The sequence below is a fragment of the Cytobacillus sp. FSL H8-0458 genome (genome assembly GCF_038002165.1).
Classification (GTDB): Bacteria; Bacillota; Bacilli; order Bacillales; family Cytobacillaceae; genus Cytobacillus.
Map to the genome: position 1 here is coordinate 4207545 of NZ_JBBOBR010000001.1, position 21968 is coordinate 4229512.

Genomic DNA, 21968 nt, shown 5'->3' on the forward strand with positions numbered 1-21968 from the left:
GTCTGAGAACGGAAAGGATTACTAAATGAATACCGAACAATTTACTGAAATGCTGGCGGCGAAGGGGATTGCCCTTTCGCCACAGCAATTGCAGCAATACGACACCTACTATTCCACGCTGGTGGAATGGAATGAAAAAATGAATTTAACAGCCATTACGGAAAAGGAAGATGTGTATTTAAAGCACTTCTATGACTCCATAAGCGCAGCTTTTTACTTTGATTTCAGCCAGCCGCTAAAGGTCTGTGATGTCGGTGCGGGGGCAGGCTTCCCTAGCATACCGATTAAAATTGCTTTTCCGGGTTTACATATTACGATCGTTGACTCACTTAATAAACGCATCGGTTTTCTGGAGCATCTGGCGAAGAAGCTGGAGCTTGAGAATGTCCGCTTTATCCATGACCGTGCGGAAACCTTTGGCCAGAACAAGGAATACCGTGAGTCTTTTGATGTTGTGACAGCAAGAGCTGTTGCCAGATTATCCGTTTTAAGCGAGCTGTGTTTGCCGCTGGCTAAAACAGGAGGCACATTTGTGGCCATGAAGGGCGCCAGTGCAAAGGAAGAACTGGATGCCGGCAAAAAGGCCGTCTCGGTTATGGGCGGAAAACTCGTGGATTCACACACGTTCATCCTCCCTGAGGAAGAAAGTGAGCGCAACATTTTAATCATTAAAAAAGAAAAGAGCACTCCTAAAAAGTACCCGCGGAAGCCGGGGACACCCAATAAAACACCAATTGAATAGGGTGCGCAATTTGCCATTGTATGACATAATGGTGTAAACGTTTCGATTTTTCCAGATATTTATCGCAGTCTAACGGGCAGTAAGACTCTCCTTTGTGAGAAACAGTGGAATCGAAGCAAGATTAGCGGGAGTCCAACTGCCCGTAAAGGCCCGATAAGAAGAACAAAGACTAAAAACGCCACATCCTGTGGCAACGTCTTTGTGACCCACTTCCTGTGGGCCTCAACTAACAATCAGTGGGGGATAATGCCTCCACTGATTGAAGTTTCACTTTATATTGCTGATATCCGGCAGGATTTGTCATGATGATAGAGAATATGTTATAGGGAGTTTCGTAAAGGTGGTGCAGGGTGATGAAGCATTCTTTCTCACGCTTTTTTGGCCTAGGCGAAAAGGGAGAACAAGTTACAGCGGAAAAACCAGCAGAAGAACAGCTGGATGTTGAAGACTTAAGCGACAGAGAAGAAGTTAAGAAAATTCCTATTGATCAAATCGTCCCCAACCGTTTCCAGCCAAGAACGGTATTTGATGATGAAAAAATAGAAGAGCTTTCCCGGACAATCCATACACATGGAATCATCCAGCCGATCGTCGTACGGGAATTTGAGGATGGCCAGTTTGAAATCATAGCCGGTGAGCGCAGATACCGGGCCATGAAAAAACTGGGCTGGGAAGAAGCTCCTGCTATTATCAAAAATCTTAGCGATACCGAAACGGCTTCAGTAGCTTTAATTGAAAACCTTCAAAGGGAAGAATTATCACCGATTGAAGAAGCTGTTGCCTACGGAAAACTTTTAGAGCTGCATAGCCTGACACAGGAGGCATTGGCACAGCGCCTTGGAAAAGGCCAGTCAACCGTTGCCAACAAGCTTCGGCTGCTTAAACTGCCGCAGCCTGTCCAGGATGCATTGTTAAACAAATCAATCACAGAGCGGCATGCCCGTTCGCTCATCCCGCTGAAAGACCCGGAGAAGCAGGTCGCCCTGCTGCAGGAGATTGTGGAAAAGAATTTGAATGTAAAGCAGACAGAAGACCGGGTTGTCAAAATTCTCGAACAGAAAAATCCAAAGCCGAAGCCGAAACGAAAGGCCTTCAGCAAAGATATGAGAATTGCGGTCAACACGATCAGGCAATCTCTATCCATGGTTTCTGACAGCGGCATTAATCTTGATTCGGAAGAAGAAGAATTTGATGAGTTTTATCAAATCACAATCAAGATTCCTAAAAAGAAATAATTTTTTTACGCGAAAAATAAAGCGGGGGCTCCCTGTTTTATCTTTCGCGTTTTTTTTGAAGGACGATAAAAAGACTATTAGAATCTTCTTATTTTTTACAAAAAAATTATTCTGCCCTGTTTTTCGTGATAAAATAGACTACGTGATTTAACGATACGAATGAATTCGCAGATAGATAGATTGGAATATTGATACATGAAAGCAGGTGACACTGTGGGCAAGATTATAGCCGTTGCGAACCAGAAAGGCGGAGTCGGCAAAACGACCTCTTCCGTCAATCTTGGCGCATGCCTGGCATACATAGGCAAGAAAGTGCTGCTGGTCGACATTGATCCGCAGGGCAATGCCACAAGCGGAATCGGCATTGAAAAAGCGGATGTCGATCATTGCATTTATGACGTCCTCGTGGATGATGTGGAAGCATCAAAGGTCATTAAACCCACTTCGGTAGAGAACTTATACGCCATTCCGGCAACCATTCAGCTGGCAGGCGCAGAAATTGAACTGGTGCCGACGATCTCACGGGAAGTCAGATTAAAGAGGGCTCTTGAGGAAGTAAAAGCAAACTTTGATTATGTGATTATCGACTGTCCTCCTTCCCTCGGATTACTGACGATAAATTCGCTGACCGCTTCGGATGCCGTAATCATACCCGTGCAGTGCGAGTACTATGCACTGGAAGGGCTGAGCCAGCTTCTGAACACGGTCCGCCTTGTGCAGAAGCATCTGAACCATGATTTGAAAATCGAAGGCGTTCTGCTGACCATGCTTGATGCCCGTACAAATCTTGGCATTCAGGTCATTGAAGAAGTGAAAAAGTATTTTCAGGATAAAGTCTATAAAACAATCATCCCCCGCAATGTGCGGCTGGGAGAGGCTCCGAGCCATGGAGAACCTATTATTACTTATGATCCGAAGTCACGCGGAGCTGAAGTATATTTAGAACTGGCAAAGGAAGTGGTTTCAAATGGCTAAAGGTTTAGGAAAAGGTCTGAATGCTTTTTTCAATAATGCTGAAACCGAAAGTGAAGAAACCGTACAGGAAGTAAAAATAAAGGACATTCGTCCAAACCCTTATCAGCCGCGCAAGGTATTTGAAAAGGAAGCCATCGAGGAGCTGAAGCAATCCATCCTTGAACATGGAATTCTGCAGCCGATCATCGTCCGTAAAAGCATCAAGGGCTATGAAATTGTAGTCGGGGAGCGCCGCTACCGGGCAGCAAAAGAAGCAAGCTTGGAGAAAGTTCCTGTGGTTGTAAGAGAACTGACTGAACAGCAGATGATGGAGCTCGCTGTTCTTGAGAATCTTCAGCGTGAAGACTTAACGCCGATTGAAGAAGCGGCTGCATACCAGCTGCTGATGGAGAAGCTTAAGGTGACACAAGAGGAATTGGCCAAGCGCCTGGGAAAAAGCCGGCCGCATATTGCCAACCATATTCGCCTGCTATCCCTTCCTCCGAAAATTCAAGGACTGATTTCAGACGGCAAAATTTCCATGGGACACGGAAGAGCGCTATTAGGGCTTCGAAAAAAAGAGAAACTTCAGGCGCTCGTTGAAAAAACAGTTAAAGACGGCTTAAATGTCCGTCAGCTTGAACAGCTGATTCAGCAGCTGAACGATGTTTCACGTGAAACGAAAAAGCCTGCAGTTCAAAGAGATATCTTTATTAAGGAACGCGAATCCTCCCTCCGGGAACGATTCGGAACGACCGTCCATATTAAACAGTCCAAAAACAAAGGAAAAATTGAAATTGAATTTTTCTCAAAAGAAGATTTGGAACGTATTATGGAGCTTTTAGAAACACATCAGTAAGCCATCTTTATGATGGTTTATTTTTTTACAGGACTTTATAAAAAAAGATTGTAGGCTCAAACTTTTCGTGGTAATTTTAATAGAAAATAATTCGCATTGCGAAATAATAAGGTGAAGAGGATGTTTCTGCTAGGTACACTTGTGAATGGATTATTGATTATTATTGGAACACTGCTGGGGAAATTGCTCCATCGCATTCCCGAAAACATGAAGGGCACTGTCATGCATGCGATTGGCCTTGCGGTCATGGTGCTCGGCCTGCAAATGGGCTTTAAAAGCGAGAATTTCCTCGTGGTGATTTTGAGCCTTGTGTTCGGAACGGTGATGGGAGAGTACTTTGCTCTCGAAGATAAACTCAACAAGCTTGGCGATTGGCTTGAAAGCAAAATTGGCTCGAAAGGACAGGGCAGCATTTCGCAGGGCTTCGTAACGGCTACGCTCATCTTTGTCATCGGCGCTATGGCCATCATCGGAGCGCTTGACAGCGGCATCCGGGGCGATCACTCGGTGCTTTATACCAAATCAATTATTGACGGCTTCACCTCCCTCATCTTAACGACTACATTAGGGATTGGTGTGCTCTTTTCTGCTTTTCCGGTGATGCTGTATGAAGGACTCATTGCCCTTTTTGCCACCCAAATCGACCGGTTTGTCCCCCAGCTTCTGATGGACAGCTTTATCAAGGAAATGACCGCAACAGGCGGAATTATGATCTTTGCAATTGGGCTGAATTTGACAGGCATTACGAAAATTCGCGTGGCGAACCTGCTTCCGGGAATTTTGGTTACGGGAGTTATCGTATCGGTTGTTTATTTTTATGGGATTTACTTTTAGGTGAAGTGATGTGCATCGCTGGGACGAAGGATGGCGTGCTTGCGGTGCATGATTTTTCAGCGCACAAACCTATTAAATTTGACGCGAAAACCATCTGAAACAGCCCAATCTCCCTTCCCTTCTCCACTCAAAAAAAAACCGCAGGCTCCCTGCGGCTTTCCTATTCATTAAGGCGTTTGTTCACGGTTCAGTTCCCACTTAAATGCAGGCCACGCCGGCGCTGTCTGGTGGGACAGGCTGGCTTCATAGATGCCGCTTGCGATGGTTTTCGCCATTTTCAGGACGAGATTGAGCCTTGTGTTCTGTAGGACAAAGAATTCCATGAACCCGCTGACGTTGACGATGCCGGTGATGTGCATGTCCCCTACTTCCGGCAGATCTTTATTGACTCCGGCGCCCGGCTTGACTGGTCCCTCTCCAATTTGGATGACTCCGACACTTTTCAGGCGGCCCAGGCAGGCGTCGATACCGATAATAAAGGGATTAAAATGCTTCTTTTTGATTTCGTTCAGTTTTTCTTCCAGGTTAACGGCATGGATCGGGTCCTCCAATGTTCCGTATACATGGAAAGATGACATGGATTTTTCCTCAAGGAGTGTGCCGACCAGCGGACCTAATGAATCGCCTGTTGAGCGGTCTGTGCCAATGCAGACAAAAACGATGGGACGGCAGCCGATGCCCGCAGGCAGAATATTCTTCAGTTCAGCAGCCAATTTTTCTGCAGAGTTTGTTTCTTCATGCGAGATTCTGGCAGAAGCCCCGCCTTTTTTGTCAAACAAGTTTGGTTTGAAGTTCATATAGGTCCACTCCCTCTTTAATCCTTGCCATGCCCGAAAAACAAGTATTTATACGTTTTTAACAGTATACGGAATTTTTGTGTAATCTATACATACCTGTATTATTTAATCGTTAAACAATCGGGTTTTTAACTGTTAAGCCATGAGAAAAATTGATAAAATAATTTTGTTTAAAAGGGAATTCGCATAGGAAAGCAAGATGCAGTATAATTTCTTACAGGTTAAAGAAGGAGCTTGCTCTTATCTTATAAATTTCCATAAAAAAGCAGGTGAAACCATGAGTCCTCTTGAAAAACTTATCAAAAGTGTGCTGGAAGCGCTTTTTGATGAAGATACTTGGGCAGCAATCGGAACTGGTTTGATTAAGATTGTGGCCATACTTTTCATAACAAGCATTCTTATTAAAGTAGGAAAGCTTGCAATACGGAATATATTCAAAGTAAGGGCTCCAGCAAAACTGCGGATCTCAGAACGCAGAGAAGCTACTTTGCTGAAGTTGACGGAGAATATACTCACCTATTTTGTATTCTTTTTCGCGTCAGTCATGATCTTAGCTGAGTTGAACATTGATGTAAAAGCTCTTTTGGCAGGTGCCGGAATCGTCGGATTGGCTGTTGGGTTTGGGGCACAGAGCCTTGTGAAGGACATTATCACTGGATTTTTTATCATTTTTGAAGATCAGTTTTCGGTTGGGGATTATATCCGGATTGATCAATTTGAAGGAACGGTAGAAGAAATCGGGCTTCGGACAACAAAGATTAAAAACTGGACAGGTGAAGTTCATATCCTTCCGAATGGAAGCATTATGCAGGTAACGAATTTTTCATTAAATAATAGTGTGGCATTTGTGGATGTCAGCATTGCGTATGAAGGCGATATTGTGAAGGTTGAACAGGTCCTTCAGGAATTGTTCGAAAAGCTCCCGGAAAAATATGAGGATATGGTCAAGCCGCCGGAAATTCTGGGCATCCAAAATATGGCGGCAGCTGATGTGATGCTGCGTGTAGTTTCAGAGACACTGCCAATGAGGCACTTTTATATTGCGCGCCAGCTGCGGAAGGAAATTAAGCTTTGTTTAGATGAGCATGGCATTGAAATACCATTCCCGCGCCTTGTGATGTACACACGGAATGAACAGGATAACCCAAAACTGAATGCGGAGGGATAAACATGGAACAAAAAGAATTTGATTTACATGATGTAGTGGAAATGAAAAAGCCTCACCCATGCGGGGCCAACAAATGGAAAATCATCCGGATGGGAGCAGATATCCGCATTAAGTGCGAAGGCTGCGGACACAGTGTAATGATTCCAAGAAGGGAATTTGCCCGCAAAATGAAGAAAATTCTTGTTAAGCATGATGAATAAGAGACAAACTGCAGGGAGATGAGGTTGGTGGCACAATCATTCAAGTCAGCCTGTCCCCTAAACTGCTGGGACAGCTGCGGCTTTCATGTAACAGTGGAAGACGGTAAGGTGACAAAGGTAGATGGTGATCCGGACCATCCGATAACAAAGGGAAAAATTTGCGGCCGCGGCAGAATGCTTGAAAGCAGAACCAATTCTCCGGAGCGCCTGCTTCATCCCCTGAAAAAGGTAAATGGAGAATTTGTGCCAATTTCCTGGGAGCAGGCTTTGCACGATATTTCCCTGAAAATGAAGGAGCTAAAAGAAACGGCTGGAACCACTTCGATTCTGCACAGCCATGATTATGCCAATGGCGGTTTGCTGACGAACCTGGATCAGCGCTTTTTTAACTGCTATGGCGGCGTGACTGAATTAGTAGGGTCAATCTGCTGGGGAGCCGGTATTGAGGCTCAGAGCTCAGATTTCGGAGATGCTTACAGCCATGCTCCTGAAGATATTTTAAACAGCAGGCACATTATCGTCTGGGGCAGAAATGTTGCCCGCACCAATATGCACCTGTATCAAAAGCTGCAGGAAGCAAAGAAACAAGGTGCCAAACTGTATGTGATCAATCCGATTTTTAATGCGACGGCTAAAATGGCGGACCGCTATTTTTCCATCAAGCCGGGGATGGATGGGTGGCTTGCGGCCGGCATCATGAAGGAAATGCTCCGTCTGGGATTGGAAGATAGAAGTTTCATAGATACCTATTCAGTTGGTTTTGAAGATTTGATTGAATTGCTCAAAAGTGTAACGCTTGAGGAAATCACAGAGAAAACGGAAGTGCCTGCAGAGGTAATGACCGAGCTTGCAGCGGTGTATGGCGATCGCCCCGTGTCCACTTTCTTTGGCCTGGGCATGCAGCGCTACGAAAACGGCGGGAACACGATCAGGCTGATGGATGCTTTGATTGCCGTAAGCGGCAATATCGGGGTTCCGGGCGGCGGTGCCAACTATGCCAACAGACAGGTAGGACAGAGCTTTGATGCGGCTGCCCTCACCCTCCCTGAGCGGAAAACGGCCTTCAGGCAATTTACGATGATGCGGCAGGCAGAAGGGATTTTAACAGCGAAGGATCCTGAGATTAAGATGATCTTCGTTACGTGCGGAAACCCTTTAACACAGGTGCCTGACTCTTCAAGGGTACGCGAAGCTTTTGCATCTGTTGAGACTGTTGTCGTGATGGAGCAATTTATGACAGACACGGCTAAAATGGCAGATTACGTTCTTCCTGTTGCAACCGTGTTTGAACAGGAAGATCTCTATTATTCTTCCATGTACCATCATTTTGTCAACCATGGACCGAAGCTGGCTGAACCGCCAGGCGAAGCGAAGCCTGATTTATGGGTATGGACCGAGCTTGCCAAACGACTCGGATTCGGAGCCGATTTCGATTTTACAAGAGAAGAGTTCATCAGCCTTGGTCTCGGTTTACTTAAAGAGCAGGGGATTACACTAGATAGCTTACGGAATTCCCACCATAAAGAGCTTCCGGTTGATAAGGTGCCCTGGGCAGACCGCCAGTTTAAGACGCCAAGCGGCAAGTATGAATTTACCTCGTTCCGAAAGGGTTCCGAAAGCAGGCTGACACTCGCTCTCCCCCGGGAAACCAAGTGGGCCGATAAAGAGCGTGCCGAACAGTTTCCTTTTACCCTGCTGACGATTCACCCTCTCCGTTCCAATCATTCGCAGCATTATCACCTATTGAAGCCGGAGCCGAAGGCAAAGGTGGAAATTGCCGAAAATATTGCCGAAAAGCTTGGCCTGCAGGAGAACGATTACGTCAAGGTGTGGAATGACCGCGGGGAAATGAAGGGCTTTGTCCATATTATGAAAAAAGCCCATCCGGATACCATCAATATCGATGAAGGCATCTGGGCGAAATTCGGCGGCCCCGTCAATAACCTTACATCCAGCCGCGAATCAGACAACGGCCTTGGCAGCACATTGTATGACTGCCTTGTAAATATAGAGAAGGTTTAATAGTAGTGGTGACAGGCACCTATACCAGTCAGGCAAAGTGGTATAGGTACCTGTCACCTTTTCTTTACATTTCTCCGGCAACTATCTATAATTGTTAGAGGCTTGTTTAAATGAGAATCAATCGTATTTTTTAACATAAGAATCATATCTTTGAATTTCGATAACTGTCTAGCTCCAGCGCCTACCCCCTCGAGGTCACAAGCCAAACCTCCCAGAAAGGTAAAGAACACCTTTCCGTTAGGCTTGTCTTGTGCTTGTCGGGGGTGAACAAGGCGCTTGCGCTTTTCTTATAATGAAATAATGTTGAGGAGTGACTTGGATGGCTTTAACAGCTGGTATTGTAGGTTTGCCGAACGTCGGAAAGTCTACGTTGTTTAATGCAATTACCCAGGCGGGAGCGGAGTCTGCGAACTATCCGTTCTGTACAATTGATCCGAATGTGGGCATTGTAGAAGTGCCTGATCACCGTTTGAATAAATTAACTGAATTGGTTCAGCCGAAAAAGACTGTGCCAACGGCTTTCGAATTTACGGATATCGCCGGTATCGTAAAGGGTGCGAGCAAGGGGGAAGGTCTTGGAAATAAATTCCTGTCCCATATCCGTGAAGTGGATGCCATCTGTCAGGTTGTCCGCTGTTTTGCGGATGACAATATTACACACGTTGCGGGGAAAGTGGACCCGATCGATGATATCGAAGTCATCAACCTGGAATTGATTCTGGCTGATCTTGAATCTGTTGACAAGCGGATTGGCCGTGTGAGCAAGCTGGCTAAGCAGAAGGATAAAGATTCTGTGATCGAGCTTGAAATTCTGGAAAAATTAAAAGAAGCGTTCGAAAACGATAAGCCAGCCCGTACTGTCGAGTTTACAGACGAGCAAATGAAGATTGTAAAAGGTCTTCACCTTCTGACAATCAAGCCAGTGCTTTACGTTGCAAACGTAAGTGAGGACGATGTAGCCGATCCTTCTTCTAACGAATATGTGCAGCAGGTTAAAGAATTTGCCGCAAAGGATAATGCGGAAGTTATCGTAATCTGTGCAAAAATCGAATCTGAAATTGCAGAGCTTGACGGGGAAGAAAAAGAAATGTTCCTTCAGGAGCTTGGCATCGAAGAATCCGGCCTTGATCAGCTGATCAGAGCAGCCTACAACCTGCTTGGACTGGCTACCTACTTTACAGCAGGCGTACAGGAAGTCCGCGCCTGGACATTCCGCAAAGGCATGAAGGCTCCTCAATGTGCGGGAGTGATCCACTCTGACTTTGAAAAAGGCTTCATCCGTGCAGAAACCGTTTCCTATGATGACCTTGTCGCTGCAGGAAACATGACAGCTGCGAAAGAAGCAGGAAAAGTCCGCCTCGAAGGAAAAGAATACATTGTTAAAGACGGAGATGTTATGCACTTCCGCTTTAACGTTTAATTATTTTGGAACCTCTATATTAGGGGTTCTTTTTTATGATTATTTTAAAAAGGCTGTTTTCGAAAGTTTTGTTACTTATTTGTATCTTATTTACTGAGTTGATTGGAGCGGAAATCAACGGACAACATTGAAGGATGAAAAACAACAATATATACGAAAAGAGCCTTCTAAATAATCTTCCATCTTCCAATTCACTCTAGTGTTATTGCTTTTGCATATTTAATGTGCTATAATTTCAACTTGTGAGTAATGTATATTGCTCCTTGCCCTTTGTGGGCCGTTAGACCAAAAGGAGGTGAAAGTGATGAGAAAGTACGAAGTTATGTACATCATCCGCCCAAACATTGAAGATGAGGCTAAAAAAGCCCTAGTTGAGCGTTTCAACACAATCTTAACTGACAATGGTGCGGAGGTTTCTGAATCAAAGGATTGGGGTAAGCGTCGCCTTGCATACGAAATCAATGATTTCCGCGATGGCTACTACCAGCTTATGAACGTTAATGCTGAAGCAAAAGCAGTTGACGAGTTCACTCGTTTAGCTAAAATCAGCGAAGACATCATCCGTTACATCGTTGTTAAAGACGAAAAATAATAGATATAGCATTTTACCGAGAGGAGTTGATTCTGATGATGAACCGTGTTGTTCTTGTCGGACGTTTGACAAAGGATCCTGATTTGCGGTATACCCCGAACGGAGTTCCTGTCGCTTCATTCACTCTTGCCGTGAATCGTGCTTTTACGAATCAGCAAGGTGAGCGGGAGGCAGACTTTATCAACTGTGTGGTATGGAGAAAGCCAGCTGAAAACGTAGCGAATTTCCTTAAAAAAGGAAGTCTTGCAGGTGTAGATGGCCGGATTCAGTCCCGCAGCTATGAAGGCCAGGATGGAAAGCGCGTTTACGTGACAGAAGTCCAGGCTGAAAGTGTTCAATTCCTTGAGCCGAAGAATAGTTCTGGCGGCCAGGGCGGCGGTAACCCGAACTACGGCGGTCCAAGAGATCAGGATTTCCCATTTGGAAATAACAGCAATCAGAATCAACGACAGGATAATCGTAATCAGGGCAACTACACTCGCGTGGATCAGGACCCATTCGCAAATGACGGCCAAATCGACATTTCCGATGACGACCTGCCATTCTAATAGTGCCCGATTATGAACGGAAATATATAAAATAAAAAGCTAAAGGAGGTAACTGACCATGGCTGGAGGACGCAGAGGAGGACGTGCTAAACGTCGTAAGGTTTGCTTTTTCACTGCAAACGGAATCACTCACATCGACTACAAAGATGTGGATCTTCTAAAAAAATTCATCTCTGAGCGCGGTAAGATTTTACCACGTCGTGTAACAGGCACTAACGCTAAATACCAACGTAAATTAACGATTGCTATTAAGCGCGCACGCCAAATGGCATTACTGCCATACGTTTCAGGTGAATAATAATTAGAGAAAGACGCTGGTATCCGGCGTCTTTTTTTATTATATTCTCCTTTAATACGGGGTTGTATTAAAGTTAAAACCCCCTCTTAAACCGCGAAGGTTGAACCTGCATTTAATACTAGCTACAATAGAGCTTATATGGGTTCAAAAAGCCGGGAACAGATTTCCTCCTTTTTGGATACACAGTTTGAGGGGTGTATCAATGAATAATGTACATAAATTAACAGAAGGTGCCGTGCTTCTCGCAGTTTTTGCCGTGCTGCTTCTGATTTCGCTCTATGTGCCGATTCTCGGTACCGTTTCGGTTTTCTTCCTGGCTCTTCCGTTTATTATGTTTGCAGCAAAAAATAACCGGATGAGCGCAATTGTCTTTCTGACGGGAGGGGTCCTGCTTTCCCTGATTATCGGTTCCATTATGGGAATTCCACTTGCCCTGACATTCGGATTGACCGGCACAGTAATCGGTATTTTCATAAGGGAAAATAAAGGACGGGCTTCTTCCTTTATTGCGGGCACGCTCGTATTTCTTGCAGCCCTTTTGCTTCAGTATGCTGCAGCAGTTGCCTTTTTTAACATCAATATCATTAAAGAAGGCATCAGCATGATGGAAGAGTCCATTAAAATCTCACAGGGAATGCTCGAAGGCTTTGGACAGAACGCAGATAAAGCAGTCGAGCAGCTGACAGCAGGCCTGAAAATGATTGAGACATTAACGCCGAGTTTATTTGTCATGACATCGGTCATTTCTGTTTTTGTCATTCAGCTTGTTTCCTTTCCGATCGCCAAACGATTCGGTATTAAGATTGAAGGCTTTAAGCCATTCAGGGAAATGAGCCTGCCGAAAAGCATATTATGGTACTATCTCATTACCATTATTGCTTCGTTCCTTTTTAATCCGTCAGAAGGAAGCTACTGGTTTATGGCCCTTGTCAATATTGCATTCATTCTGCAGATTTTCATGGTCATTCAAGGCCTGTCCCTGATTTTCTTTTTCAGTCATTTAAAGGGATGGCCGAAAGCCGTGCCTGTCCTTGCTGCTGTATTTACATTTCTTATGCCATTTCTCCTTTATATTGTGAGGATATTAGGTATAATTGACTTAGGATTTGATTTAAGGCAAAGATTAGGAAAAAAGTGATGAACAACACTACTGTTTAGGAGCTGAAAACATGCCTTCGTATTTAGAAAAGCGGTCCATACGCTATCCGATGTTTGGATTGATGGGCATAACAGTGGTGCTTCTTGGTATATTGGCGTACTACAATTGGCTTTTTGCATTAATTGGGCTGTTTCTGGCCATCCTTCCTTTCTATTACCTTTTTCAGCTGAATCAAAAGCACCGGAAGGAGACGGAAGAATACATCTCTACTCTTTCCTACAGGGTGAAAAAAGTCGGCGAAGAAGCTCTGATGGAAATGCCGATCGGAATCATGCTGATAAATGATGACTATTACATTGAATGGACCAATCCCTTTTTAGCATCCTGCTTTGATGAAGATACGCTAGTCGGAAGATCGCTTTATGATGTCGCGGATTCGCTTGTTCCGCTGATCAAACAAGAAGTGGAAACAGAAATCATTACCCTTCATGACCGCAAATTCCGGGTGATCCATAAACCGGAAGAACGTCTTTTATACTTTTTTGATGTCACGGAACAGACTGAAATTGAGAAAATGTATCAGGAAGAGCGGACAGTGATTGCCATCATCTTCCTTGATAATTATGATGAGCTGACCCAGGCGATGGATGACCAGACGAAAAGCAGTCTCAACAGCCTGGTGACCCAGATATTGAATAAATGGGCACAGGATAATGGAGTCTTCCTGAAGCGGGTGTCATCTGAGCGCTTTATCGCCGTATTTAATGAACATATTCTTCAGCTTCTTGAAAAAGGGAAGTTCACGATTCTTGATGATGTCCGGGAAACCACATCCAAGCAAAATGTTCCGCTTACATTAAGCATAGGTGTCGGCACGGGGGTTTCTTCCCTTCCTGAGCTCGGTTCACTGGCCCAGTCCAGCTTAGACCTGGCATTAGGCCGCGGGGGAGATCAGGTGGCCATCAAGCAGACGAACGGGAAAGTCAAATTCTTCGGGGGCAAGACCAATCCTGTTGAAAAAAGAACCCGGGTCCGTGCACGCGTCATTTCCCATGCGCTGAAGGAATTGATTTCCGAAAGCGATAAAGTCATTATCATGGGCCACAAAAGCCCGGATATGGATGCGATTGGAGCCGCCATCGGCATTCAGAAGGTGGCGCGCCTGAACCAGCGTGAAGGCTATGTTGTGGTGAATTTCAATGAACTGGATACAGGCGTCAGAAGGATGATGAAGGAAATTGAAAAGAATGAAGAGCTCTATTCAAAATTCATCACCCCGGAACAGGCGATGGAAATTGCCACGGACGATACCCTGCTCGTGGTTGTTGATACCCACAAGCCATCCATGGTGATTGAGGAAAAGCTGCTCCATGCTATTGAACATGTTGTCGTCATCGACCATCACCGCCGCGCTGAAGAGTTCATCCATAATCCACTGCTGGTTTATATGGAGCCATACGCTTCCTCTACAGCAGAACTGGTGACAGAGCTTCTGGAGTATCAGCCGAAAAACGGCAGAATCGAAATGCTGGAAGCAACTGCCCTCCTTGCCGGGATCATTGTCGATACGAAGAGCTTCTCACTGCGGACAGGATCGCGGACGTTTGATGCGGCTTCCTATCTGCGCGGACAGGGTGCAGATACCGTGCTCGTCCAAAAATTCTTAAAAGAGGATGTAGATACCTACATCAAGCGGGCGAAGCTGATTGAAACCGTTCAATTTTACAAAGAAGGCATTGCGATTGCCAAGGGTGAGCCTGATCAGATATTTGACCAGGTGCTGATTGCCCAGACAGCAGATACCCTGCTGACGATGGATGGCGTGGTTGCTTCATTTGTCATCTCAAACCGCTCTGAAAACATGATAGGGGTCAGCGCACGTTCCCTCGGGGATATCAATGTCCAGGTGATTATGGAGAACCTCGAAGGCGGCGGGCATCTAACGAATGCTGCCACACAGCTTCAGGATGCAACTCTTAATGATGTTGAGATCCGATTAAAAGAAGCTATAGATGAATACTTTGAAGGGAGAAAAAAGGAATGAAAGTAATCTTTTTAAAAGACGTTAAAGGCAAAGGGAAAAAAGGCGAAGTAAAAAATGTAGCAGATGGCTATGCACATAATTTTTTAATTAAGCAAGGGCTTGCTGTCGAAGCAAACCAATCGAGTATCAGCAGCCTGAATGCTCAAAAGAAGAAAGAAGAAAAGCTTGCAGCTGAAGAGCTTGCTGATGCAAAAAAACTGAAAGAAACACTTGAAAAGCTGACAGTTGAATTTACTGCGAAATCAGGTGAAGGCGGCCGCCTGTTCGGCTCCATCACAAGCAAGCAAATTGCTGAAGAGCTTCAAAAGAAGCACAGCATCAAAATCGACAAACGCAAAATCGAAATGGAAGATGCGATCCGCACACTTGGATACACAAAGGTTCCAGTCAAGCTTCATACTGAAGTAACCGCAACATTAAATGTACATGTAAAAGAAGCATAAAGCTAAGCTTCCATTAGTGGGATAAACTAATATTGGAAGTGGCTTTTGCCGGTAAACATGTTAAAATAAAAGGGTTGATTAAAAATGTGATCAGTTTCTGCTGGTCACATTTTTTAAAGGGATTATAAAGGATTTTTATATAAATATAGATTTGTTTAACGCTTTTATTTTTTAAGGAGGTTTAATGAGATGAGTGATTTATTCGCGGATCGGCTCCCGCCTCAGAATATCGAAGCGGAACAGGCTGTGCTTGGGGCAATCTTTCTTGAACCCTCCTCTCTTACACAAGCATCTGAGATCTTGATACCTGAAGACTTCTACCGTGCCGCCCACCAGAAGATTTTCAATGTAATGCTGAAGCTGAGCGATCAGGGGAAAGCGGTCGACCTAGTGACAGTGACAGAAGAGCTCAGCGCAGCAAAACTGCTGGAGGATACCGGAGGGGTCAGCTATTTAAGTGAACTGGCCGGCTCTGTTCCGACAGCGGCAAATATCGAGTACTATGCAAAGATCGTGGAAGAAAAATCACTGCTTCGCAGGCTGATCCGGACGGCGACGGGCATTGCCCAGGACGGCTATACGCGCGAGGATGAAGTGGAAGTTCTGCTGGGGGAAGCAGAGAAAAATATCATGGAGGTTGCACAGCGCAAAAACGCCGGTGCCTTTCATAATATTAAGGATGTATTGGTGCGGACCTACGATAATATCGAGGAAATGCATAACCGTAAAGGGGATATTACAGGGATTGCGACTGGATTTACCGAGCTCGACCGCATGACAGCCGGCTTCCAGCGAAATGATCTCATCATTGTCGGTGCCCGTCCTTCCGTAGGTAAAACAGCGTTCGCCCTGAATATCGCGCAAAATGTGGCAACGAAAACCGGGGAAAACGTTGCGATCTTCAGTCTGGAGATGGGTGCCGAACAGCTGGTCATGCGTATTCTTTGTGCCGAAGGGAATATTGATGCCCAGAGACTTCGTACCGGCTCTCTGACAGATGAAGACTGGGGAAAACTGACGATGGCGATGGGAAGCCTGTCAAATGCGGGTATTTTCATTGATGACACGCCGGGTGTCCGCATCCAGGATATCCGTTCCAAATGCCGCCGCCTCAAACAGGAGCATGGGCTTGGCATGATTCTGATCGACTACCTGCAATTAATCCTCGGAAGCGGACGTTCAGGAGAAAACCGCCAGCAGGAAGTATCTGAAATCTCTCGTTCCCTAAAACAGCTGGCACGTGAACTTCAGGTCCCTGTGATCGCCCTGTCTCAGCTTTCCCGTGGTGTGGAACAGCGCCAGGATAAGCGCCCGATGATGTCAGATATCCGTGAATCGGGAAGTATTGAGCAGGATGCTGATATCGTGGCATTCCTATACCGCGATGATTACTATGACAAAGAATCCGAAGATAAAAACATCATCGAAATCATCATCGCCAAGCAGCGTAACGGCCCGGTTGGAACCGTTCAGCTGGCATTCGTAAAAGAGTATAATAAATTCGTAAACTTAGAGAAACGCTTTGATGATTCATTCGCGCCGCCTGGTGCATAAAGAGGGCCTGCATATAGCAAGTCCTCTTTTTTATATTGGTATTTTCATTGTTTCACGAACATATTTTCATATTTTTATTAAAATTGTTCGTGTTTTATTGACTATCCCACATCACCTTGTTAAACTAAGATGGTTGAAATAAGTTACTTAATTAAAAATGAAAATAAATTTTAAAACCATGGGATTCCCGGAGGTGCTTGTTTAATGTCATCAGTAGTAGTAGTTGGAACACAGTGGGGAGATGAAGGGAAAGGAAAGATTACAGACTTCCTTTCTGAAAATGCAGAAGTGATTGCACGTTACCAAGGCGGAAACAATGCAGGACATACAATCAAATTCAATGGCGAAACTTATAAGCTTCACTTAATTCCATCTGGAATATTCTATAGCGATAAAATTTGCACAATCGGAAACGGAATGGTTGTCGATCCTAAAGCGCTTGTAAAAGAATTAGCGTACCTTCATGACAAGGGAGTTACAACAGATAACCTGCGCATTTCAAACCGCGCACATGTCATCCTTCCTTACCACCTGAAGCTTGATGAAGTGGAAGAAGAGCGCAAGGGTGCGAACAAGATTGGTACAACGAAAAAAGGCATCGGCCCTGCTTACATGGATAAAGCAGCCCGCAACGGAATCCGCATCGCGGACCTTCTTGACCGTGAAGTATTTGAAGAAAAGCTTGCGCGCAACCTGGAAGAAAAGAACCGCCTGCTTGAGCGCTTCTATGAAACAGAAGGATTCAAAATCGAAGACATCCTGGATGAATACTACGAATACGGCCAGCAGATCAAGCATTATGTCTGCGACACGTCTGTCGTGCTTAACGACGCTTTGGATGAGGGCCGCCGCGTGCTGTTCGAAGGCGCACAGGGAGTTATGCTGGATATCGACCAGGGTACGTACCCATTCGTTACATCCTCTAACCCAGTGGCTGGAGGCGTAACAATTGGTTCTGGTGTCGGTCCTACTAAAATCAAGCATGTTGTCGGTGTATCAAAGGCCTATACGACTCGTGTAGGAGACGGCCCATTCCCGACTGAGCTTGATAATGAAATCGGCAGCCAGATCCGTGAAGTCGGCCGTGAGTACGGAACAACAACTGGACGTGCCCGCCGTGTCGGCTGGTTCGACAGCGTGGTTGTCCGCCATGCCCGCCGTGTCAGCGGCATTACAGATCTTTCCCTTAACTCCATCGACGTTCTGACTGGAATTGAGACATTGAAAATCTGTACAGCTTACCGTTACAACGGAGAAGTAATCGAAGAATTCCCTGCAAGCTTAAAAGTATTGGCTGAATGTGAGCCGGTATACGAAGAGCTTCCAGGCTGGACAGAAGACATCACAGGCTGCAAATCACTCGATGAGCTTCCTGCCAATGCCCGCCATTACCTGGAGCGCGTTTCCCAGCTGACAGGAATTCCATTATCCATCTTCTCAGTCGGCCCGGACCGCACACAGACAAACGTAGTCCTTAGCCCATGGAGACAAAACTAATACTTGATCGGAAAAGCCCTGATATGATTGGGGCTTTTCTTTTTTTGTGCGGCTCGAGAAGCGGATGTGCAGTTTGCTTGGCTGTGGATCCTGGAGCGGGTTCAGACTCAAGGGGATGAAAAAGGTTTTGCAGAGTCTGAAGTCGGAGCTAGTTCAGACAGAGAAAAGGTAAATGGCCGGTGCTGAGTCCGAAGTTATGTCAAGTTCAGACAGAAGAAGGGGAAATTGGTGTTTCTGAGTCCGAAGTTGGGGCGAGTTCAGACAGAGAAAGAGGAAAAGACCGATGTTGAGTCCGAACCTGCACATCTGGGTTTTAATAGAGAAAAAATTAAAAAAGAGGAATAAACGAAGGGAATTAGGGAAAAGAATCCATAAACCGGGGAAAAAAACGCATAAATTTGGGAAAAGAACGCATAAATTAGGGAAAAGAACCCTCAAACTGGGGAAAAGAATACTCTTTTTAGGGAAAGCCCATCCCAACCAAGTGGCTGCAATCTAGTATTCATACACCTCCAGCTGCAGTCTTCCCAGCCAAAAAGAATTTTTTATAAAAAAGCTATTGCGCTATTATAAAACTCTATGATATTATAAAAAGCGTCGCCAAGGTAGCAACCTTGGAAAAATGCTTTAGGCAACAAAATTTTAGTACGAGCCATTAGCTCAGTCGGTAGAGCATCTGACTTTTAATCAGAGGGTCGAAGGTTCGAGTCCTTCATGGCTCACCATTTATACTTTTTATGGCCCCTTGGTCAAGCGGTTAAGACACCGCCCTTTCACGGCGGTAACACGGGTTCGAATCCCGTAGGGGTCATGGCGAATAACCGTCAGCAAACGGCTGGCAAGCCCGGCTTACTTGCTGGCGGTTATTATTTGGTCCGGTAGTTCAGTTGGTTAGAATGCCTGCCTGTCACGCAGGAGGTCGCGGGTTCGAGTCCCGTCCGGACCGCCATTTACATAATGTGCACGAAGCTCAGTCGGTAGAGCACGACCGAATAAGCTCCCTTGAATCACTTCAGCGTACCGATTGCCAAATCGGGACGAAGGACGAAGCCAAACAGTGTTTAGGCAAAAATAATCTAATAAGGCTCAGTAGCTCAGTCGGTAGAGCAAAGGACTGAAAATCCTTGTGTCGGCGGTTCGATTCCGTCCTGAGCCATCCCAAGAAGGAGTATGTAACCAAGCATGCTCCTTTTTGTTATACTTCTGTAATATAATTGTTTTTCTGCATAAAACCTGTGTAATTTAGACGCAAGCTCAACTTCATTTTTCGCAGCCCTAATAAATCCTTGCAAATAGGGATTATTTCCTATCCTTAATTCGATAAAAAACATCCCTTGCTTTGCCATTAAAAGTCATAAAATGTCAGCTATTATACATTTTTGTTACATTCCTGAGTCTCGTAATCTATTTGCTTTGCTATATGGTAAAGTAAGAATTGTGAAAAAATCAGACTCACAAATTCGTAGTTACATAGCACTATATGAAAGTGTTCTTTGTTACCGTAGTCTAGGGGGATGTAACCATGTTCAAATGGATGAAAAAAGGTACCTCATCATCAGAATTTACAGCGAAAAGCTTTAAGAAAACTATAAATAGAACGATTGCGGCCGGCCTTGCAGCGGCGGCTTTAACATTTGCAGGAGGCATATCCGTTTCTGCCAATGATGATAAGCTTGTGACAGTTTATTATGTTTATATGGGTGACGAATATATTGGAACGGTGTCGAATAAAAAAGTCATTGAAGATTTGGCCGATAAAAAGATCAGTGAGGCTGAAGGTTCCCATAAGGGATTAAAGCTGGCACTGGCATCGGAGCTTTCCTTCATTCCCGAGCAGGTTTTTGAATCCAGCTCACAAGTGAATGAATCAGAAGCTGTCAATGGACTCAAAGACAAGATGGAAGTTCATGCCGAAGCAGCTGCCTTAGTGATTGGCGGCAAGGAAATTGCTTATATGGAAAATGAGGAGCAGGCAATAGCGGCCCTCCAGAAAATCAAGACATCCTATGTATCAGAAAAAGACTTAAAAGCCCTCGAAGATAGAAAAGCTTCTTCTGCAATTCCTTTACCACAGCTGAAGGAAGATGAAACACGTCTTTTAGATGTCCGCTTTACGGAAGATGTATCCATCTCTGAAGGAACCGTGAAACCGGACCAGATCATCAGTGCAGATGAGGCTGTAAAGCTTCTGCAAAAGGGAACCCTTGAAGAAGAGAAATATGTGGTTAAAGAGGGCGATGCACTAAGCAATATCGCCAGTGCTCATGACCTCGATATGAAGCAATTGATCGAACTGAACAGCGGCCTTAAGAAGGATTCAGTCATTAAAGCAGGCCAGGAATTAAATGTGACTGTCTACAAGCCGTATGTAAAAGTAATAGCTGATAAGGAAGTTTTCAAGAAAGAAAAAATCGATTATGAAAAAGAAGTCATCGAAGACAGCAGCATGCCTAAAGGCGAAACGAAAGTGAAGCAGGAAGGCAAGGAAGGTGTTCGCGCTGCAACCTATCTGATTACGGAAGAAAACGGCCAAACGGTCAAAAAAGAAGTAAAAGAAGAGAAGGTTCTTGAAGAGCCTGTGAAGCAAATTGTCATCAAGGGAACAAAGGTGATTCCATCCCGCGGTGAAGGCAGCTTTGCCTATCCGGCAGTCGGCGGCTATATCTCCAGTAAAATGGGATACCGCTGGGGGAAAATGCATAAAGGAATTGACATTGCAAGACCGAGCGACCGTACGATCAAGGCAGCCGATAACGGAACGGTTGTATCTGCAGGTATGGATGGCGGCTATGGCAATAAAATCGTCATCGACCATAACAATGGTTTCCGCACGATTTATGCCCATCTCGATTCCATCGGTGTCAGCGTTGGCCAAACCGTCTCAAAAGGCTCAAAGATCGGTGTAATGGGATCCACTGGTGATTCAACTGGTGTCCACCTGCACTTTGAAGTATACAAAAACGGTAAAATGCAGGATCCGCTGAAATATATAAAGTGAAACTTCAATTAGTAGGGGAGTACTTTCCCCTACTGATTGTTAGTTGAGGCCCACAGGAAGTGGGTCACAAAGACGTTGCCACAGGATGTGGCGTTTTTAGTCTTTGTTCTTCTTATCGGGCCTTTACGGGCAGTTTGTCCCTATCTAGCCCTCCTTTGATACTTCAGAGACCTGAAGACGGAGACTTACTGCCCGTTAGACTGCGATTAATAAATAATACACACTAAAAAGTCTCTAGTTTTCATGCTAGAGACTTTTGTGGTTAAGAATAAGAAATAAAAAAACAAACAAACTGTCCAGCTCCACCACCCAGCCTCTTGAGGTGTCGGAGGCAGGCAGGGCACTCCCGCATTTCGTAATAGGTGAATTCTCACTGTTAACATGGTAAAGTAAAGTAGATAACATATGCATGTAACTGACTTCTACTGCTCCAAAAAATAAATAAATGAGCAAGAAAAAGGAGATAGGTATGGATAAGAAAATTCTGGTTGTAGACGATGAGAAACCAATTGCAGATATTCTGCAGTTCAATTTAAAAAAAGAAGGTTATGAAGTGGTGTGTGCCTATGACGGCAATGACGCCCTGGAAAAGGTAGAAGAAATCAAGCCTGATTTAATTTTGCTTGATATCATGCTTCCGCAGAGAGATGGCATTGAGGTTTGC

The 21968-nt window shown here is 45.0% G+C and carries 20 protein-coding genes and 4 tRNA genes; 23 read left to right on the forward strand and 1 reads right to left on the reverse strand.

What is annotated here, in order from left to right; translation table 11 throughout:
• The first annotated feature begins 25 nt into the window (after nt 1-25).
• The 5 genes from rsmG (at nt 26) to NYE23_RS21245 (ending at nt 4624) form a co-directional block, all read left to right on the forward strand.
• The gene (gene rsmG, locus NYE23_RS21225; RefSeq protein WP_341080517.1) at nt 26-742 is read left to right on the forward strand and encodes a 16S rRNA (guanine(527)-N(7))-methyltransferase RsmG; all 717 of its coding nucleotides are present in this window, start codon (nt 26-28) and stop codon (nt 740-742) included.
• 353 nt (nt 743-1095) lie between these two features.
• Nucleotides 1096-1977, forward strand: coding sequence for a nucleoid occlusion protein (noc, locus tag NYE23_RS21230; RefSeq protein ID WP_341080520.1), 882 nt, complete (start codon nt 1096-1098; stop codon nt 1975-1977).
• Nucleotides 1978-2190: 213 nt separating this feature from the next.
• On the forward strand, nt 2191-2952 hold the full coding sequence (locus tag NYE23_RS21235; protein ID WP_048010276.1) for a ParA family protein: 762 nt from the start codon (nt 2191-2193) through the stop codon (nt 2950-2952).
• The gene (locus tag NYE23_RS21240) at nt 2945-3790 is read left to right on the forward strand and encodes a ParB/RepB/Spo0J family partition protein (protein WP_341080524.1); all 846 of its coding nucleotides are present in this window, start codon (nt 2945-2947) and stop codon (nt 3788-3790) included. The genes NYE23_RS21235 and NYE23_RS21240 overlap by 8 nt, the downstream gene beginning before the upstream one ends.
• 120 nt (nt 3791-3910) lie before the next feature.
• Nucleotides 3911-4624 (forward strand): DUF554 domain-containing protein, encoded by a 714-nt coding sequence (locus tag NYE23_RS21245; RefSeq protein WP_341080527.1) that lies wholly within the window; start codon nt 3911-3913, stop codon nt 4622-4624.
• A 167-nt stretch (nt 4625-4791) separates the two neighbouring features.
• Here NYE23_RS21245 and yyaC read toward each other — a convergent pair whose 3' ends face one another.
• A complete protein-coding gene (gene yyaC / locus NYE23_RS21250; protein WP_341080529.1) occupies nt 4792-5421 on the reverse strand; it encodes a spore protease YyaC in 630 nt (209 codons plus the stop codon).
• 277 nt (nt 5422-5698) lie between these two features.
• Between yyaC and NYE23_RS21255 the strand changes: the two genes are divergently transcribed.
• The 18 genes from NYE23_RS21255 to NYE23_RS21340 all read left to right on the forward strand — a co-directional run.
• Nucleotides 5699-6589 (forward strand): mechanosensitive ion channel family protein, encoded by an 891-nt coding sequence (locus NYE23_RS21255; RefSeq protein WP_341080530.1) that lies wholly within the window; start codon nt 5699-5701, stop codon nt 6587-6589.
• 2 nt (nt 6590-6591) lie between these two features.
• On the forward strand, nt 6592-6789 hold the full coding sequence (locus NYE23_RS21260; protein WP_341080531.1) for a DUF951 domain-containing protein: 198 nt from the start codon (nt 6592-6594) through the stop codon (nt 6787-6789).
• A gap of 27 nt (nt 6790-6816) precedes the next feature.
• Nucleotides 6817-8811: a molybdopterin-dependent oxidoreductase gene (locus NYE23_RS21265; protein WP_341080532.1), complete on the forward strand. Its 1995-nt coding sequence runs from the start codon at nt 6817-6819 to the stop codon at nt 8809-8811.
• A 319-nt stretch (nt 8812-9130) separates the two neighbouring features.
• Nucleotides 9131-10231: a redox-regulated ATPase YchF gene (gene ychF, locus NYE23_RS21270; RefSeq protein ID WP_035328291.1), complete on the forward strand. Its 1101-nt coding sequence runs from the start codon at nt 9131-9133 to the stop codon at nt 10229-10231.
• A 304-nt stretch (nt 10232-10535) separates the two neighbouring features.
• Nucleotides 10536-10823: a 30S ribosomal protein S6 gene (gene rpsF, locus NYE23_RS21275; protein WP_009332474.1), complete on the forward strand. Its 288-nt coding sequence runs from the start codon at nt 10536-10538 to the stop codon at nt 10821-10823.
• A gap of 35 nt (nt 10824-10858) precedes the next feature.
• The gene (gene ssb, locus NYE23_RS21280) at nt 10859-11371 is read left to right on the forward strand and encodes a single-stranded DNA-binding protein (protein ID WP_048010214.1); all 513 of its coding nucleotides are present in this window, start codon (nt 10859-10861) and stop codon (nt 11369-11371) included.
• A gap of 58 nt (nt 11372-11429) precedes the next feature.
• Nucleotides 11430-11669 carry a 30S ribosomal protein S18 gene (rpsR, locus tag NYE23_RS21285; protein ID WP_009332461.1) on the forward strand — a complete coding sequence of 80 codons (240 nt, stop codon included), beginning with the start codon at nt 11430-11432 and terminating at the stop codon, nt 11667-11669.
• A 202-nt stretch (nt 11670-11871) separates the two neighbouring features.
• Nucleotides 11872-12807: a YybS family protein gene (locus tag NYE23_RS21290; protein ID WP_341080535.1), complete on the forward strand. Its 936-nt coding sequence runs from the start codon at nt 11872-11874 to the stop codon at nt 12805-12807.
• Nucleotides 12808-12838: 31 nt separating this feature from the next.
• On the forward strand, nt 12839-14812 hold the full coding sequence (locus tag NYE23_RS21295) for a DHH family phosphoesterase (protein ID WP_341080538.1): 1974 nt from the start codon (nt 12839-12841) through the stop codon (nt 14810-14812).
• Nucleotides 14809-15255: a 50S ribosomal protein L9 gene (gene rplI, locus NYE23_RS21300; RefSeq protein ID WP_035328283.1), complete on the forward strand. Its 447-nt coding sequence runs from the start codon at nt 14809-14811 to the stop codon at nt 15253-15255. The genes NYE23_RS21295 and rplI overlap by 4 nt, the downstream gene beginning before the upstream one ends.
• Before the next feature lie 189 nt (nt 15256-15444).
• The gene (gene dnaB / locus NYE23_RS21305) at nt 15445-16809 is read left to right on the forward strand and encodes a replicative DNA helicase (protein ID WP_035328281.1); all 1365 of its coding nucleotides are present in this window, start codon (nt 15445-15447) and stop codon (nt 16807-16809) included.
• A gap of 204 nt (nt 16810-17013) precedes the next feature.
• The gene (locus tag NYE23_RS21310) at nt 17014-18306 is read left to right on the forward strand and encodes an adenylosuccinate synthase (protein WP_341080541.1); all 1293 of its coding nucleotides are present in this window, start codon (nt 17014-17016) and stop codon (nt 18304-18306) included.
• A 649-nt stretch (nt 18307-18955) separates the two neighbouring features.
• A tRNA-Lys gene (locus NYE23_RS21315) sits at nt 18956-19031 on the forward strand.
• Nucleotides 19032-19045: 14 nt separating this feature from the next.
• A tRNA-Glu gene (locus NYE23_RS21320) sits at nt 19046-19117 on the forward strand.
• Between the two features lie 61 nt (nt 19118-19178).
• Nucleotides 19179-19255 (forward strand) — tRNA-Asp (locus tag NYE23_RS21325).
• A 134-nt stretch (nt 19256-19389) separates the two neighbouring features.
• Nucleotides 19390-19462: transfer RNA gene (locus NYE23_RS21330), tRNA-Phe, on the forward strand.
• A gap of 366 nt (nt 19463-19828) precedes the next feature.
• A complete protein-coding gene (locus NYE23_RS21335; RefSeq protein WP_341080545.1) occupies nt 19829-21304 on the forward strand; it encodes a M23 family metallopeptidase in 1476 nt (491 codons plus the stop codon).
• A 469-nt stretch (nt 21305-21773) separates the two neighbouring features.
• On the forward strand, nt 21774-21968 hold a 195-nt coding region (locus NYE23_RS21340), incomplete at its 3' end, for a response regulator (RefSeq protein ID WP_341080546.1).